This is a genomic window from Streptomyces sp. HPF1205 (assembly GCF_020400825.1).
Taxonomy (GTDB): domain Bacteria; phylum Actinomycetota; class Actinomycetes; order Streptomycetales; family Streptomycetaceae; genus Actinacidiphila.
Map to the genome: position 1 here is coordinate 157591 of NZ_JAINVH010000014.1, position 14324 is coordinate 171914.

A 14324-nucleotide genomic window follows, 5' to 3' on the forward strand; every position below is an offset into this window, starting at 1 on the left:
GTCTGTACGGGTCCTGGGAGCCCCGTCCGGTTGGCGGCCGGACGGGGGTAACCCGTCAGACCTCTTCGACGCTGCTCGGCTCGCGCCGGGACAGGTCGATGCCCAGTTCCTCCGCCGCGCGGAACACGTCCTCATCGGTGTCCCGCATCTCGATGGACATGCCGTCCGAGGACAGCACCTCCACGTTGAGGCAGAGCGACTGCATTTCCTTGATGAGCACCTTGAAGGACTCGGGAATGCCGGGCTCGGGGATGTTCTCGCCCTTGACGATGGCCTCGTAGACCTTCACCCGGCCGAGAACGTCGTCGGACTTGATGGTCAGCAGCTCCTGGAGGGCGTACGCGGCGCCGTACGCCTCCAGCGCCCACACCTCCATCTCGCCGAACCGCTGCCCGCCGAACTGCGCCTTACCGCCCAGCGGCTGCTGGGTGATCATCGAGTACGGTCCGGTGGACCGGGCGTGCAGCTTGTCGTCCACGAGGTGGTGGAGCTTGAGGATGTACATGTAGCCGACCGAGATCGGGTCGGGGAACGGCTCGCCGGAGCGGCCGTCGTACAGCCGGGCCTTGCCGGAGGACTTCACCATCCGGTCGCCGTCGCGGTTGGGCACGGTGGCGTCGAACAGACCGGCGATCTCGTCCTCGCGGGCACCGTCGAAGACCGGGGTGGCCACGTTGGTGTCCGGGTCCACCTGGCCGGCGCCGATGGCGTCGAGCCTGCGGGCCCACTCGTCGGCGATGCCGGAGACGTCCCAGCCCTGCTTGGCCAGCCAGCCCAGGTGGATCTCCAGCACCTGCCCCGGGTTCATCCGGGACGGGACGCCGAGCGGGTTGAGGATGATGTCGACCGGCGTGCCGTCCTCCAGGAACGGCATGTCCTCGACGGGCAGGATCTTGGAGATCACGCCCTTGTTGCCGTGCCGGCCGGCCAGCTTGTCGCCGTCGGTGATCTTGCGCTTCTGCGCCACGTACACCCGGACCAGCTGGTTGACGCCGGGCGGCAGCTCGTCGCCCTCCTCGCGGTCGAAGACGCGCACGCCGATGACCTTGCCGGTCTCGCCGTGCGGCACCTTCAGCGAGGTGTCGCGGACCTCACGGGCCTTCTCGCCGAAGATCGCGCGCAGCAGCCGCTCCTCCGGGGTCAGCTCGGTCTCGCCCTTCGGGGTGACCTTGCCGACCAGGATGTCGCCGGCCACCACGTCGGCGCCGATCCGGATGATGCCGCGCTCGTCGAGGTCGGCCAGGACCTCCTCGGAGACGTTCGGGATGTCCCGGGTGATCTCCTCGGGGCCCAGCTTGGTGTCACGGGCGTCGACCTCGTGCTCCTCGATGTGGATCGAGGAGAGCACGTCGTCCTGGACGAGGCGCTGCGACAGGATGATCGCGTCCTCGTAGTTGTGGCCCTCCCACGGCATGAACGCCACCAGCAGGTTCTTGCCGAGCGCCATCTCGCCCTCGTCGGTGGACGGGCCGTCGGCGAGCACCTGGCCGGCCACCACGCGGGCGCCCTCGTCCACCAGCACCTTCTGGTTGAAGGAGGTGCCCTGGTTGGAGCGGTTGAACTTGGCCACCCGGTAGGTGGTGTACGTGCCGTCGTCGTTGGTCACCGTGACGTAGTCGGCGGAGACCTCCTGGACCACGCCGTCCTTCTCGGCCTTGATCACGTCACCGGCGTCGACCGCGCAGCGGTACTCCATGCCGGTGCCGACCAGCGGCGCCTCGGCCTTGATCAGCGGTACGGCCTGGCGCATCATGTTCGACCCCATGAGCGCGCGGTTGGCGTCGTCGTGCTCCAGGAACGGGATCATGGCGGTCGCGACCGACACCATCTGGCGCGGCGAGACGTCCATGTAGTCCACGTCGTCGCCGGGGATGTAGTCGACCTCGCCGCCGCGGCGGCGGACCAGCACGCGGGCCTCGGCGAACCGCAGGTCGTCGGTGAGCGGCGCGTTGGCCTGCGCGATGACGAAGCGGTCCTCCTCGTCGGCGGTCAGGTAGTCCACGTCGTCGGTGACGCGGCCGTCGACGACCTTGCGGTACGGGGTCTCGATGAAGCCGAACGCGTTGACCCGCCCGTAGGAGGCCAGCGAGCCGATCAGACCGATGTTCGGGCCTTCCGGCGTCTCGATCGGGCACATGCGGCCGTAGTGCGACGGGTGCACGTCACGGACCTCGAAGCCAGCCCGCTCACGGGACAGACCACCGGGGCCGAGCGCGTTCAGCCGGCGCTTGTGCGTCAGGCCCGACAGCGGGTTGGTCTGGTCCATGAACTGGGACAGCTGGCTGGTGCCGAAGAACTCCTTGATGGAGGCGACGACCGGCCGGATGTTGATCAGGGTCTGCGGCGTGATCGCCTCGACGTCCTGGGTCGTCATCCGCTCGCGCACGACGCGCTCCATACGGGCCAGACCCGTACGGACCTGGTTCTGGATCAGCTCGCCCACGCTGCGGATGCGGCGGTTGCCGAAGTGGTCGATGTCGTCGGTCTCGACCATGATCGTGCGGCCCGAGTCGCCGACCGTCTCGGACTCGCCGGCGTGCAGCTTCACCAGGTACTTGATGGTCGCGATGATGTCCTCGGGGGTGAGCACGCCGGCGTCCAGCGGCGCGTCGCTGCCGAGCTTCTTGTTGACCTTGTACCGGCCGACCTTGGCCAGGTCGTACCGCTTGGGGTTGAAGTACAGGTTGTCCAGCAGGGTCTGGGCGGCCTCCTTGGTCGGCGGCTCGCCCGGGCGCAGCTTGCGGTAGATGTCCAGCAGCGCGTCGTCCTGGCCCTGGGTGTGGTCCTTCTCCAGGGTGGCGCGCATCGACTCGTACTCGCCGAACTCCTCCAGGATCTGCTCGGTGGTCCAGCCCAGCGCCTTGAGCAGCACGGTGACCGACTGCTTGCGCTTGCGGTCGATGCGGACGCCGACCATGTCGCGCTTGTCGATCTCCATCTCCAGCCAGGCACCCCGGGACGGGATGATCTTGGCGGAGAAGATGTCCTTGTCGGACGTCTTGTCGATCTGGCTGTCGAAGTAGACACCCGGCGAGCGGACGAGCTGCGAGACGACGACACGCTCGGTGCCGTTGATGCAGAACGTGCCCTTGTTCGTCATCAGGGGGAAGTCGCCCATGAAGACGGTCTGGGACTTGATCTCGCCGGTCTCGTTGTTGGTGAACTCGGCCGTGACGAAGAGCGGGGCGCCGTAGGTGAAGTCGCGCTCCTTGCACTCGTCCAGCGAGTTCTTCGGAGGCTCGAAGCGGTGGTCACGGAAGGTGAGCGACATCGACCCGGAGAAGTCCTCGATCGGGGAGATCTCCTCGAAGATCTCCTCCAGACCGGACTTCCTGGGGACGTCCTGCCCACTGTCCAGGGCCGCCTCGACCCGGGCCTTCCACGCGGCGTTGCCGAGCAGCCAGTCAAAGCTCTCGGTCTGGAGCGCGAGGAGGTTCGGAACTTCGAGCGGTTCACGGATCTTCGCGAAAGAGATGCGCAGCGGTGCGGTGCTTGCGCCGTTGTTCGAATTGGCAGTCGAGGCGTTGCGCGAGGCGGCCAAGAGGGGGTCCTTCCGAGGGCTCGGACTCACTACGCGCGTACCGGTCCGCCCCTTAACCGAGCCCTCAGCCGAGGAAAAGTCCTGATGGCGGGCTTCCTCTTGGGTGCTCAGACGTGGGCATGCCGCTGGTGACGGGCCAGGCAGCAGCTAACAGGCAGCGCAAAGGGTCAGTGTAGCCACTTGGCCCACTGATGTCCAGAGCTGTGATTCGGAGTACCGAATCGCCGCCCCCTCACGCTCTCGCGGGCCCGGCCAGCCGCCCTCGGACGTCGAACTGGAACCGGATCCGCACCCGTCACGCTGCATCGTCATGCATTCCCGCATCGGAGCCGATCCATGCATCCGAGATGAATCTCGGCGGGACCGTCCGGGACCGCCGTCCCGGTGCCTCCGGGGCGGGAGCGCGCTGGCGAACCGTCCTGAGAATTGCGCGATGCGTGCCGTACGTCAAGGCCCCGACCTCGTGGAGATCGAAAACGACCGGGAGCGGCCACCCGTTCGGGTGGCCGCTCCACGGCCCGACGGGGCTCGCGGGCCCCGCTGGATGGTGCTGGGTGTTGCTGGGTCGTGCTGGGTGCTGCCTGGGTGTTACTTGACCTCGACCGAGGCGCCGGCGGCCTCCAGGGCCTCCTTGGCCTTGTCGGCGGCCTCCTTGTTAGCCTTCTCCAGGACGGGCTTCGGGGCGCCGTCCACGAGGTCCTTGGCCTCCTTCAGACCCAGCGAGGTCAGCTCGCGCACGACCTTGATGACCTGGATCTTCTTCTCGCCCGCGCCGGTGAGGATGACGTCGAACTCGTCCTTCTCCTCGACCTCGGGAGCGGCACCGCCGGCGGCACCACCCGGGGCGGCGACGGCGACGGCCGCCGCGGCGGCCTTGACGTCGAACTTGTCCTCGAACGCCTTCACGAAGTCGGCGAGCTCGAGGAGGGTCATCTCCTCGAACTGGGCGAGCAGGTCTTCCTGGCTGAGCTTGGTCGCCATTTCGGCGGTCCTTCCACTAAATCGGCTGGTGCCGGATGTACATGTCGGCGGGCGGCCGATGGACACGACGGGCCCGCGGTGACCGCTGCCCGGGCCGGGCCGGCGGTCGATGTGCGAGCCGAGTTACTCGGCACCGCCCTGCTCGTCGGCCTTCTTGGCCCGAAGCGCCTCCGCGGTGCGGACGAACTTCGTGGGAAGCGCCTGGAAGAGCGAGGCAGCCTGGGACTGCTTGCCCTTCAGGGCGCCCGCCAGCTTGGCGAGCAGAACCTCGCGGGACTCGAGGTCCGCGAGCTGCTTGATCTCGTCGGCGGACATCGCCTTGCCGTCAAGGACACCGCCCTTGATGACGAGAGCGGGGTTGTCCTTGGCGAAGTCGCGCAGACCCTTCGCCGCCTCGACCGGGTCACCGGTGACGAAGGCGACGGCCGACGGACCCGCGAACAGGTCGTCGAGCGTGCTGATCCCGGCCTCGTTGGCCGCGATCTTGGTCAGCGTGTTCTTCACCACGGCGTACGTGGCGTTCTCACCGAGCGAACGGCGCAGCGTCTTGAGCTGCGCCACGGTGAGACCGCGGTACTCGGTCAGCACAGCGGCGTTCGAGGAGCGGAACTTGTCCGTCAACTCGGCAACCGCGGCGGCCTTGTCGGGCCTCGCCATGAGTCTCGGCCTCCTTCCGGGTGATTGCGGACCGTCCGGCTGACGAAGGAGGCGTGCTCGGCACAACAAAAACGCCCCGGCGCAGGCGCACGGAGCGTTACTCGACGAAGGCGCGAGCCTCCGGAGATCATCCACGTTCACCTGCGCGGGTCGTCCGCGATGTGCGGATCCTTCGGCCGCCCGCCCCGGAAAGGGCACGGCGACAACCTGCGGTCTCTGGCTTCTCAGGAAGCGTACGGGACCGGCCCCCGCCCGGGCAAATCGCCTCCGGCGGCGAGCGCGGGCGCCGGCCCGCCGGGGGGCCGAGCGGCCGGGACACGGGCGGCGAGCCGCCGGGACGGCCGGGACACGGGCGCCGAGCCGCCGGGACGGCCGCAGGGGCCGGAGGGACGGGACACGGGCGCCGAGCCGCCGGGACGGCCGCAGGGGCCGGAGGGACGGGACACGGGCGCCGGAAAGGCCGAGGCCCCGCCCCGGAGGATCGGGACGGGGCCGCCGGCTTTCGCGCGGACGCGCGGCGTGCGCCGGATCAGACGCTCGCCGGGTCCTCCTCGACCATGAGGTTGCGGGTGCGGTTGGGGTCGACCGGGATGCCGGGGCCCATCGTGGTGGACACGGCGGCCTTCTTCACGTACCGGCCCTTGGCCGCGGACGGCTTCAGACGCAGGATCTCGTCCAGCGCCGCCGCGTAGTTCTCCACGAGCTGGGCGTCGTCGAAGGACACCTTGCCGATGATGAAGTGCAGGTTCGAGTGCTTGTCGACGCGGAACTCGATCTTGCCGCCCTTGATGTCCGTGACCGCCTTGGCCACGTCCGGCGTGACGGTGCCGGTCTTCGGGTTCGGCATCAGGCCGCGCGGGCCGAGCACGCGGCCGAGGCGGCCGACCTTGCCCATGAGGTCCGGGGTGGCGACGACGGCGTCGAAGTCCAGCCGCCCCTTCGCCACCTCGTCGATCAGTTCGTCGGAGCCGACGATGTCGGCTCCCGCGGCCTCCGCGGCCGCGGCACGGTCACCGGTCGCGAAGACCAGGACCCGGGCGGTCTTGCCGGTGCCGTGCGGGAGGTTCACGGTGCCACGGACCATCTGGTCGGCCTTGCGCGGGTCGACACCCAGGCGGAAGGCGACCTCGACGGTCGAGTCGAACTTGGTGGTCGCGGTCTCCTTGGCGAGGCGGACGGCCTCCAGGGGCGCGTACAGACGCTCCCGGTCGACCTTGGTGTCCGCAGCGCGGAGAGACTTGCTGCGCTTGCTCACTTGCTGCTCCTGAACGTGTGGGAGTCGTGGTGCGGGCCGAGCAGGCCCTTCCACAGAACGACGTGGTGGGCGTCAGCCCTCGACCGTGATGCCCATGGAACGGGCGGTGCCGGCGATGATCTTCTCGGCGGCGTCCAGGTCATTGGCGTTGAGGTCGGGGAGCTTGGTGGTGGCGATCTCCCGCACCTGGTCGCGGGTCAGCTTGGCGACCTTCGTCTTGTGCGGCTCGCCGGAGCCCTTGTCCACGCCCGCGGCCTTGAGGATGAGCTTCGCGGCCGGCGGGGTCTTGGTGATGAAGGTGAAGGTGCGGTCCTCGTAGACCGTGATCTCCACCGGGATCACCATGCCGCGCTGCGACTCGGTGGCCGCGTTGTAGGCCTTGCAGAACTCCATGATGTTCACGCCGTGCTGGCCCAGCGCGGGGCCGACCGGCGGTGCCGGGTTGGCCGCACCGGCGTTGATCTGGAGCTTGATCAGCCCCGTGACCTTCTTCTTCTTGGGAGGCATTTGCTCTCTCCGGGTCTTGTTGAGAGTTTCCATGCCTGCGTACAGGCATACCGCACCACTTTAGCGGGTACGGAGGGAAACTCCGAAACGCGGCCCCCGGCCCCCGGCCCCCGGCCCCCGGCCCCCGGCCCCCGGCCCCCGGCCCCCGGCCCCCGGCCCCCGGGCCGGGGGCGGGCTCAGTGCGCGATGCCGTCGATCAACTCGCGGGCGCCCTGCCGCAGCAGCGCGACCGCCACCGACGTACCCAGCGTCGCCGGGTCCAGCCGGCCGGCCCACTCGTGGGCGTTGAGCACCGTCTTGCCGTCCGGGGTGAACACCGACGCGCGCAGGCTGAGCTCACCGCCGCGCGTGGCGCTGGCGTACCCGGCGATCGGCGAGTTGCAGTGGCCCTGCAGGACGTGCAGGAACATCCGCTCGGCGGTCGCCTCGCGGTGGGTGTCCGGGTCGCCGAGGCCGCTGACCGCCTCGATCAGGTCGGCGTCGTCCTCACGGCACTGCAGCGCGAGTATGCCCGCGCCGATCGGCGGCATGATCGTGTCGGGCGACAGCACCTCGGTGATCACGTCGGTCCGGCCGATCCGCTCCAGTCCGGCGGCGGCCAGCAGCAACGCGTCCGCTTCCCCCGCGGCGAGCTTGGCCAGCCTGCTGTTGGCGTTGCCGCGGAACGGCACGCACTCCAGGTGCGGGTGCGAGGCCGCCAGTTGGGCCTTGCGCCGCACCGAGGAGGTTCCGATGCGGGTCCCGGCGGGCAGTTCGTCCAGCCGCAGCCCGCCCGGGTGGACCAGGGCGTCGCGGATGTCGTCGCGCTTGAGGAAGGCGGCGAAGATCGTGCCGGCCGGCAGCGGCCGGTCCGCGGGCACGTCCTTCACGCAGTGCACCGCGAGGTCCGCCGCTCCGGCCAGCAGCGCGGCGTCCACCTCCTTGGTGAACGCGCCCTTGCCCTCGACCTTGGCCAGGTCGCCCATCCACTTGTCGCCGGTGGTCTTGACCGGCACGACCTCCGTACGCACCCCGGGATGCAGCGCGCCCAGCTCGGCGCGCACCCGCTCGACCTGCGCGAGTGCCATCGGTGAGTCGCGGGACACGATTCGGATCAACTCAGGCACGGCCATGGGCTCCACGATAGCCGTACGCCCGGCCCGCCCCTCACCCGCGTCCCCCGCGCGCGCCCGCGTTGCCGCCCACACACCGCCCACGCGCCGCCCACCGCCCGCGCCCGTCACGTGAATTGAGGGTCTACGCGCAGAGAATTTTTGGCATGAACACTTCCCATGGACGGCACTCGCTTGCTACCAAGTGGTAGCCAGCTTTCCGCCCAGGAGGTTCCGTGAGACTGACCAAGTCGTTAACGGCTCTCGCCACGCTGATCCTCGCGATGATGTTCAGCCTGGTACTCACCGGTCCGGCACACGCTGCCGGGCCTTCGTATGTGGCACTGGGGGACTCGTACTCGGCCGGCAACGGCGCGGGGAACTACGACAGCGCGAGCGGCAACTGCCACCGCAGCTTCAGCGCGTACCCCTACCTGTGGAAGAACGCCCACTCCCCCTCGTCGTTCGCGGACACCGCCTGCTCGGGCGCGGTGACCACGGACGTCACCAACAGCCAGCTCGGCCCGCTGAACTCCGGCACCGGACTGGTCTCCCTCACGATCGGCGGCAATGACGCGGGCTTCTCCGACGTCATGACCACGTGCGTCACGGGCTCGGACAGCGACTGCGTCAACCGCGTCAACCAGGCCGAGTCGTACGTGCAGAACACCCTCCCGGGCCGCCTGGACGCCACGTACAACGCGATCAGGAGCAAGGCGCCCAACGCCAAGGTCGTCGTGCTCGGCTACCCGCACATGTACTACATGCCCGACGACTGGTACTGCCTCGGAATGAGCACCACCAAGCACCAGAAGATCGACGAGGCGGCGGACGTGCTCGACAACATGATCGCCGCCCGGGCCCAGGCCCACGGCTTCGCCTTCGGTGACGTCCGGCCGACCTTCAACAGCCACGAGCTCTGTTCCGGCGACGGCTGGCTGCACTCCCTCGTCATCTCCCCGAGCTGGGAGTCCTACCACCCCACCGCGACCGGCCACGCGAGCGGCTACTACCCCGTCCTCAACGCCAACAGCTGACCGAACCGCCACCGGCCGGCCACCGGCCGACCGGCCACCGGTCCCCGACGAACGGGCGCGCGCACCACGAAAAGCCCCTGCCCGCGGCACCGCCGCGAGCAGGGGCTGACTTCCGCTCCCCCGGCCACCGGAAGCATTCGGCGGCCGGGAGGAGGATCAGTTCTTCTGGATCTGGTCGAAGCTCAGCTCGACCGGGGTCTCGCGGCCGAAGATCTCCACCAGGCCCTTGACCTTCTTCGAGTCGGCGTTGATCTCGTTGATCGTGGCCTGCAGGGTGGCGAAGGGGCCGTCGGTGACGGTCACCGAGTCGCCCACCTCGAAGTCCAGCACCTGGACCTCGACCTTGCGCGGGACCGCGGTGCCCTCGGCGACGGCGGCGGCCTCGGCCGCGGCCTCCACCTCGGGGGCGAGCATCTTGACGATCTCGTCCAGCGTCAGCGGGTACGGGTCGTAGGCGTTGCCGACGAAGCCGGTGACGCCGGGCGTGTTGCGGACCACACCCCACGACTCGTTCGTCAGGTCCATGCGGACCAGGACGTAGCCGGGGAGCTTGTTCTGCCGGATGGTCTTGCGGTCGCCGTTCTTGATCTGGACGACCTCTTCCTGGGGCACCTCGGCCTGGTAGATGTAGTCCTCGACGTTGAGCGAGACGGCGCGCTGCTCCAGGTTGGACTTCACGCGGTTCTCGTAGCCCGCGTAGGTGTGGATCACGTACCACTCGCCGGGGAGGGTGCGCAGTTCCTCGCGGAACGCGGCCACGGGGTCGACCACCTCGGCGGGAGCCTCGTCACCGGACGCGGTCTCGGCCTCGGACCCGCCTTCGGCCTCCGCGTCCGTTCCGTCCTCGGAGTCCGACTCCGGCTCGGACTCGGACTCGGACTCGGCGGGAGCCTCGTCGCCGTCGGCCCGGTCCTGCGCAGCCTCGGCCTGGTCGACGTCGCCGTCGGCCGCCTCCACGGTGTCGAGCGCGCTGTCGTCGCCCTGGGCGGCGGACTCGTCGGCGTCGCCGGCGGCATCGGCGCTGTACACGTTCGGGTCAGACACGGTGACTGCTTCTTCCTGACTTCAAGGGGTGGAACATGCGGTGACGCGCCCGTGACCCGGGCTCACCGCGGGATCAGCCGAAGACGTACGAGACGACCTTCGAGAATCCCCAGTCAACCAGACTCACGAACGCGATGACGGCCACGACGAACACAATCACCACTGTGGTGTAGGTGATCAGGTCGTTACGGGTAGGCCAGACGACCTTGCGCAGCTCCGCCACGATCTGGCGGTAGAAGAGAGCAAGACGGCCGAGAGGGCCCTTCTTGCCGCGCTTGCCACCGCGGCGGGGCTTCTTCTCGGTCTCCTTGTCATCCTGAGTCGTGCCAGGCTCAGGGACGTCGATGGAGTCCGTGATCTCAGTCACTCGTCCTCACCTGACTCCGGTCGTGGCCATGCCGCGCCCGTCGCGCGGTACGGCGAGTGCTTATCTGCCAACGCCCATCGCTGGACGTGTGGAGCAGGGCCGGAGGGACTTGAACCCCCAACCGCTGGTTTTGGAGACCAGTGCTCTACCAATTGAGCTACGACCCTTTGCGCCGACTCCCCCAACGTACAGCAGTGCTGCGGCTGGGACAGCCAACGATCGATGAGTGTACGTGTTCGGCGGCGGTCCGTCGAACGCCTTGCACGGCCAAAACGAGCCGACCACCCTCGCGGCGGTTTTCCACAAACCACGATGCCCCGGATCGGCGGGGTCTGGGAGCATGCAGACATGAGCGCAGCAACCCCCGCATCATCAGCGACACCGTCACCGTCCCCCGCGCCCGCCGGGTCCCCCGCCCAGCGGCGGGTGTCCGCCCGTGTCGGGTCGATCACCGAGTCCGCGACCCTGGCCGTGGACGCCAAGGCGAAGGCCCTCAAGGCGGCCGGCCGGCCGGTGATCGGCTTCGGCGCCGGCGAGCCGGACTTCCCGACGCCCGACTACATCGTCGAGGCCGCCGTCGAGGCCTGCCGCGTCCCGAAGTACCACCGCTACACGCCGGCCGGCGGCCTGCCCGAGCTGAAGACCGCCATCGCCGCCAAGACGCTCCGCGACTCGGGCTACGAGGTGGACGCCTCGCAGGTCCTGGTCACCAACGGCGGCAAGCAGGCCATCTACGAGGCGTTCGCCGCCATCCTCGACCCGGGTGACGAGGTGATCGTCCCCACGCCGTACTGGACCACCTACCCCGAGTCGATCCGGCTGGCCGGCGGCGTCCCGGTCGAGGTCGTGGCCGACGAGACCACCGGCTACCGGGTGAGCGTCGAGCAGCTGGAGGCGGCCCGCACCGAGCGCACCAAGGTGCTGCTGTTCGTCTCGCCGTCCAACCCCACCGGCGCCGTCTACAGCGAGGCGCAGTCCGAGGAGATCGGCCGCTGGGCCGTCGAGCACGGCCTGTGGGTGCTCACCGACGAGATCTACGAGCACCTGGTGTACGGCGACGCGGCCTTCACCTCCCTGCCCGCGATCGTCCCCGAGCTGCGCGACAAGTGCATCGTGGTCAACGGCGTGGCCAAGACCTACGCCATGACCGGCTGGCGGGTCGGGTGGGTCATCGGCCCCAAGGACGTGGTGAAGGCCGCCACCAACCTCCAGTCGCACGCCACCTCCAACGTCTCCAACGTGGCGCAGGCCGCCGCCCTGGCGGCCGTCAGCGGCGATCTGACGGCCGTGGCCGAGATGCGGACCGCCTTCGACCGCCGCCGCCGGACCATCGTGCGGATGCTGTCCGAGATCGAGGGTGTGGTCTGCCCCACTCCCGAGGGCGCCTTCTACGTCTACCCGTCGGTCAAGGCCCTGCTCGGCAAGGAGATCCGCGGCAAGCGCCCGCAGACCACCGTCGAGCTCGCCGCGCTGATCCTGGACGAGGCCGAGGTCGCGGTCGTCCCGGGTGAGGCCTTCGGCACCCCCGGCTACCTGCGCCTGTCGTACGCCCTGGGTGACGACGACCTGGCCGAGGGGGTCTCGCGACTGCAGAAGCTGCTGGGCGAGGCGAGCGCCTGAAGCCGCGGCCCACGCCCCCACCGGGGACGTACGCACGCGGTCCGGTCGAGCCCCCGTCCGGTGAAAGCGCTACCGGACGGGGGCCTTCGTACAGCAGGATCAGGAAATGGCACGCGAGGAACCAACGGCCCGGGACGTCCGGGGCCTGCCCAAGGCACATCTGCATCTGCACTTCACCGGGTCCATGCGGCCCACCACCCTGCTGGAACTGGCCGACAAGCACGGCGTCCACCTGCCCGACGCCCTGACCTCGGGCGAGCCCCCCAAGCTGCGGGCGACCGACGAGCGCGGCTGGTTCCGCTTCCAGCGGCTGTACGACATCGCCCGCTCCTGCCTGCGTACCGCCGAGGACATCCACCGGCTGGTCCGCGAGGCCGCCGAGGAGGACGCGGCGGACGGGTCCGGCTGGCTGGAGATCCAGGTCGACCCGACCTCCTACGCCCCCCGGCTGGGTGGCCTGATCCCGACCCTGGAGGTCATTCTCGACGCGGTGCGCACCGCCTCACGCGACACCGGCGTCGGCATGGCCGTGGTGGTCGCCGCCAACCGCATGAAGCATCCGCTGGACGCCCGCACCCTTGCCCGGCTCGCCGTGCGGTACGCCGACCACGGCGTGGTGGGCTTCGGCCTGTCCAACGACGAACGCCGCGGCCTGGCCCGCGACTTCGACCGCGCCTTCGCCATCGCCCGCGAGGGCGGCCTGCTCGCCGCCCCGCACGGCGGTGAGCTGGCCGGCCCGTCCAGCGTCCGCGACTGCCTGGACGACCTGTACGCCACGCGCGTGGGCCACGGGGTGCGCGCCGCCGAGGACCCCCGGCTGCTGCGCCGCCTCGCCGACCACGGCGTCACCTGCGAGGTCTGCCCGGCCTCCAATGTCGCCCTCGGGGTCTACGACAAGCCGGAGGACGTCCCCTTGCGCACCTTCTACGAGGCCGGCGTCCCCATGGCCCTCGGCGCCGACGACCCCCTCCTGTTCGGCTCCCGCCTCGCCGCGCAGTACGAACTCGCCCGCGCGGCGCACGCCTTCACCGACGCGGAGCTGGCCGAACTCGCCCGCCAGTCGGTACGTGCCTCCCGCGCCCCCGACACCGTCCGGGACCGGCTCCTGAAGGGCATCGACGACTGGCTGGCCGCACCGGCGCACTCCTAGGAGCGCGCTGCTAGAGCGAAACCCCCACCATCACGGGCTCGTTCTCCAGGGTCACGCCGAAGGCGAGCCGCACGCCCTCGCGGACCTCGCGGGCCAGGGCCAGCAGGTCCCGCGTGGTGGCCGCGCCGCGGTTGGTCAGGGCCAGCGTGTGCTTGGACGAGATCCGGGCGGGGCCGCTCCCGTAACCCTTGGTGAAGCCCGCCTTGTCGATCAGCCAGGCCGCCGACGTCTTGACCCGGTCGGTTCCCTCCGGCCAGGACGGCGGCGGCGGGGCGTCGGGCCCGAGCCGGTCGCGCACCCGGTCCAGGAGGGCGGCGAACTCTCCCGCGCCGAGGACCGGGTTCGTGAAGAACGAGCCGGCCGACCAGGTGTCGTGGTCGGCCGGGTCGAGCACCATGCCCTTGGCCCGGCGCAGCGCGAGAACCGTCTCGCGGGCCTTGGCCAGCGGCACCCGGTCCCCCGGCTCGACGCCCAGCGCCCGAGCGGTCTCCGCGTACTTCACCGGCCCGGACAGCCCGCCCGCGTCCTCCAGCGCGAACCGCACCCGCAGCACCACGAAGCGGTCCGGGTCCGCCTTGAACCGGCTGCCGCGGTAGGAGAACGCGCACCCCGCGCTGTCCAGCACCACCGTCTCGCGGGCCCGGCGGTCGTACGCGACGACCTCGGTGATCGTGCTCGCGACCTCCTGGCCGTACGCCCCCACGTTCTGGATCGGCACGGCCCCGGCCGAACCGGGGATGCCGGCCAGGCACTCGACGCCGGCCAGCCCCGCCCGCACGGTCTCGGCGACGGCGTCCGTCCACACCTCGCCCGCGGCCAGTTCCAGCCCGGTGCCGCTCAGCGCGACCCCGCTGGTGGCGATCCGCACGGCGGTCCCCTCGAACCCCTCGTCCGCGATCACCAGGTTGCTGCCGCCCCCGATGAGCAGGACGGGCTCGCCGCGCGCGTCGGCGCCGGCGACCGCCTCGACCAGCTCCCGGTCGGTCCGTGCCGTCACGAGACGGCTCGCCGGCCCCCCGAGTCTGAAGGTCGTCAGGGGGGCCAGCGAGCCGTTCGGTGTCTCGTGCACGCGCC

Annotated in this window: 12 protein-coding genes and 1 tRNA gene; 3 read left to right on the top strand and 10 right to left on the bottom strand. The window is 70.0% G+C overall.

All coding sequences use genetic code 11. The features are described 5' to 3' along the window. Positions 1 to 55: 55 nt before the first annotated feature. From rpoB to hemC, 6 genes are all read right to left on the bottom strand, one after another. Positions 56 to 3541: a DNA-directed RNA polymerase subunit beta gene (gene rpoB, locus K7G61_RS18250; protein WP_225847929.1), complete on the bottom strand. Its 3486-nt coding sequence runs from the start codon at positions 3539 to 3541 to the stop codon at positions 56 to 58. Positions 3542 to 4129: 588 nt separating this feature from the next. After that, entirely contained in the window at positions 4130 to 4522 is a 393-nt protein-coding gene (rplL, locus tag K7G61_RS18255; RefSeq protein WP_225847930.1) for a 50S ribosomal protein L7/L12, read from the bottom strand. Between the two features lie 123 nt (positions 4523 to 4645). Further along, the gene (gene rplJ, locus K7G61_RS18260) at positions 4646 to 5179 is read right to left on the bottom strand and encodes a 50S ribosomal protein L10 (protein ID WP_225847931.1); all 534 of its coding nucleotides are present in this window, start codon (positions 5177 to 5179) and stop codon (positions 4646 to 4648) included. A 529-nt stretch (positions 5180 to 5708) separates the two neighbouring features. After that, on the bottom strand, positions 5709 to 6434 hold the full coding sequence (gene rplA / locus K7G61_RS18265) for a 50S ribosomal protein L1 (RefSeq protein WP_225847932.1): 726 nt from the start codon (positions 6432 to 6434) through the stop codon (positions 5709 to 5711). Between the two features lie 72 nt (positions 6435 to 6506). Further along, positions 6507 to 6941 (bottom strand): 50S ribosomal protein L11, encoded by a 435-nt coding sequence (gene rplK / locus K7G61_RS18270; protein WP_069462611.1) that lies wholly within the window; start codon positions 6939 to 6941, stop codon positions 6507 to 6509. Between the two features lie 176 nt (positions 6942 to 7117). Next, positions 7118 to 8053, bottom strand: a complete 936-nt coding sequence (gene hemC / locus K7G61_RS18275; protein ID WP_225847933.1) for a hydroxymethylbilane synthase — start codon at positions 8051 to 8053, stop codon at positions 7118 to 7120. Between the two features lie 215 nt (positions 8054 to 8268). Between hemC and K7G61_RS18280 the strand changes: the two genes are divergently transcribed. Continuing rightward, positions 8269 to 9069, top strand: coding sequence for an SGNH/GDSL hydrolase family protein (locus K7G61_RS18280; RefSeq protein WP_374204157.1), 801 nt, complete (start codon positions 8269 to 8271; stop codon positions 9067 to 9069). A 156-nt stretch (positions 9070 to 9225) separates the two neighbouring features. Here K7G61_RS18280 and nusG read toward each other — a convergent pair whose 3' ends face one another. From nusG to K7G61_RS18295, 3 genes are all read right to left on the bottom strand, one after another. Then, positions 9226 to 10113 (bottom strand): transcription termination/antitermination protein NusG, encoded by an 888-nt coding sequence (nusG, locus tag K7G61_RS18285; protein WP_225847934.1) that lies wholly within the window; start codon positions 10111 to 10113, stop codon positions 9226 to 9228. Positions 10114 to 10186: 73 nt separating this feature from the next. Next, positions 10187 to 10480 (bottom strand): preprotein translocase subunit SecE, encoded by a 294-nt coding sequence (secE, locus tag K7G61_RS18290; protein WP_225847935.1) that lies wholly within the window; start codon positions 10478 to 10480, stop codon positions 10187 to 10189. A gap of 94 nt (positions 10481 to 10574) precedes the next feature. Continuing rightward, positions 10575 to 10647 (bottom strand) — tRNA-Trp (locus K7G61_RS18295). A gap of 181 nt (positions 10648 to 10828) precedes the next feature. Between K7G61_RS18295 and K7G61_RS18300 the strand changes: the two genes are divergently transcribed. Both K7G61_RS18300 and K7G61_RS18305 read left to right on the top strand, forming a co-directional pair. Beyond that, on the top strand, positions 10829 to 12100 hold the full coding sequence (locus K7G61_RS18300) for a pyridoxal phosphate-dependent aminotransferase (protein ID WP_225847936.1): 1272 nt from the start codon (positions 10829 to 10831) through the stop codon (positions 12098 to 12100). A 106-nt stretch (positions 12101 to 12206) separates the two neighbouring features. Further along, on the top strand, positions 12207 to 13250 hold the full coding sequence (locus K7G61_RS18305) for an adenosine deaminase (protein WP_225847937.1): 1044 nt from the start codon (positions 12207 to 12209) through the stop codon (positions 13248 to 13250). A gap of 10 nt (positions 13251 to 13260) precedes the next feature. On the opposite strand, the gene K7G61_RS18310 is transcribed toward K7G61_RS18305, so the two are convergent. Continuing rightward, positions 13261 to 14319: a UDP-N-acetylmuramate dehydrogenase gene (locus K7G61_RS18310; RefSeq protein ID WP_225847938.1), complete on the bottom strand. Its 1059-nt coding sequence runs from the start codon at positions 14317 to 14319 to the stop codon at positions 13261 to 13263. Positions 14320 to 14324 lie beyond the last annotated feature (5 nt).

Excerpts from the sequence above, each read along its gene's own strand:
- rplL (WP_225847930.1), bottom strand. The coding sequence starts at position 4,522 with ATGGCGACCAAGCTCAGCCAGGAAGACCTGCTCGCCCAGTTCGAGGAG.
- K7G61_RS18305 (WP_225847937.1), top strand. The coding sequence starts at position 12,207 with ATGGCACGCGAGGAACCAACGGCCCGGGACGTCCGGGGCCTGCCCAAG.
- rplJ (WP_225847931.1), bottom strand. The coding sequence starts at position 5,179 with ATGGCGAGGCCCGACAAGGCCGCCGCGGTTGCCGAGTTGACGGACAAG.
- rplK (WP_069462611.1), bottom strand. The coding sequence starts at position 6,941 with ATGCCTCCCAAGAAGAAGAAGGTCACGGGGCTGATCAAGCTCCAGATC.
- K7G61_RS18300 (WP_225847936.1), top strand. The coding sequence starts at position 10,829 with ATGAGCGCAGCAACCCCCGCATCATCAGCGACACCGTCACCGTCCCCC.
- hemC (WP_225847933.1), bottom strand. The coding sequence starts at position 8,053 with ATGGCCGTGCCTGAGTTGATCCGAATCGTGTCCCGCGACTCACCGATG.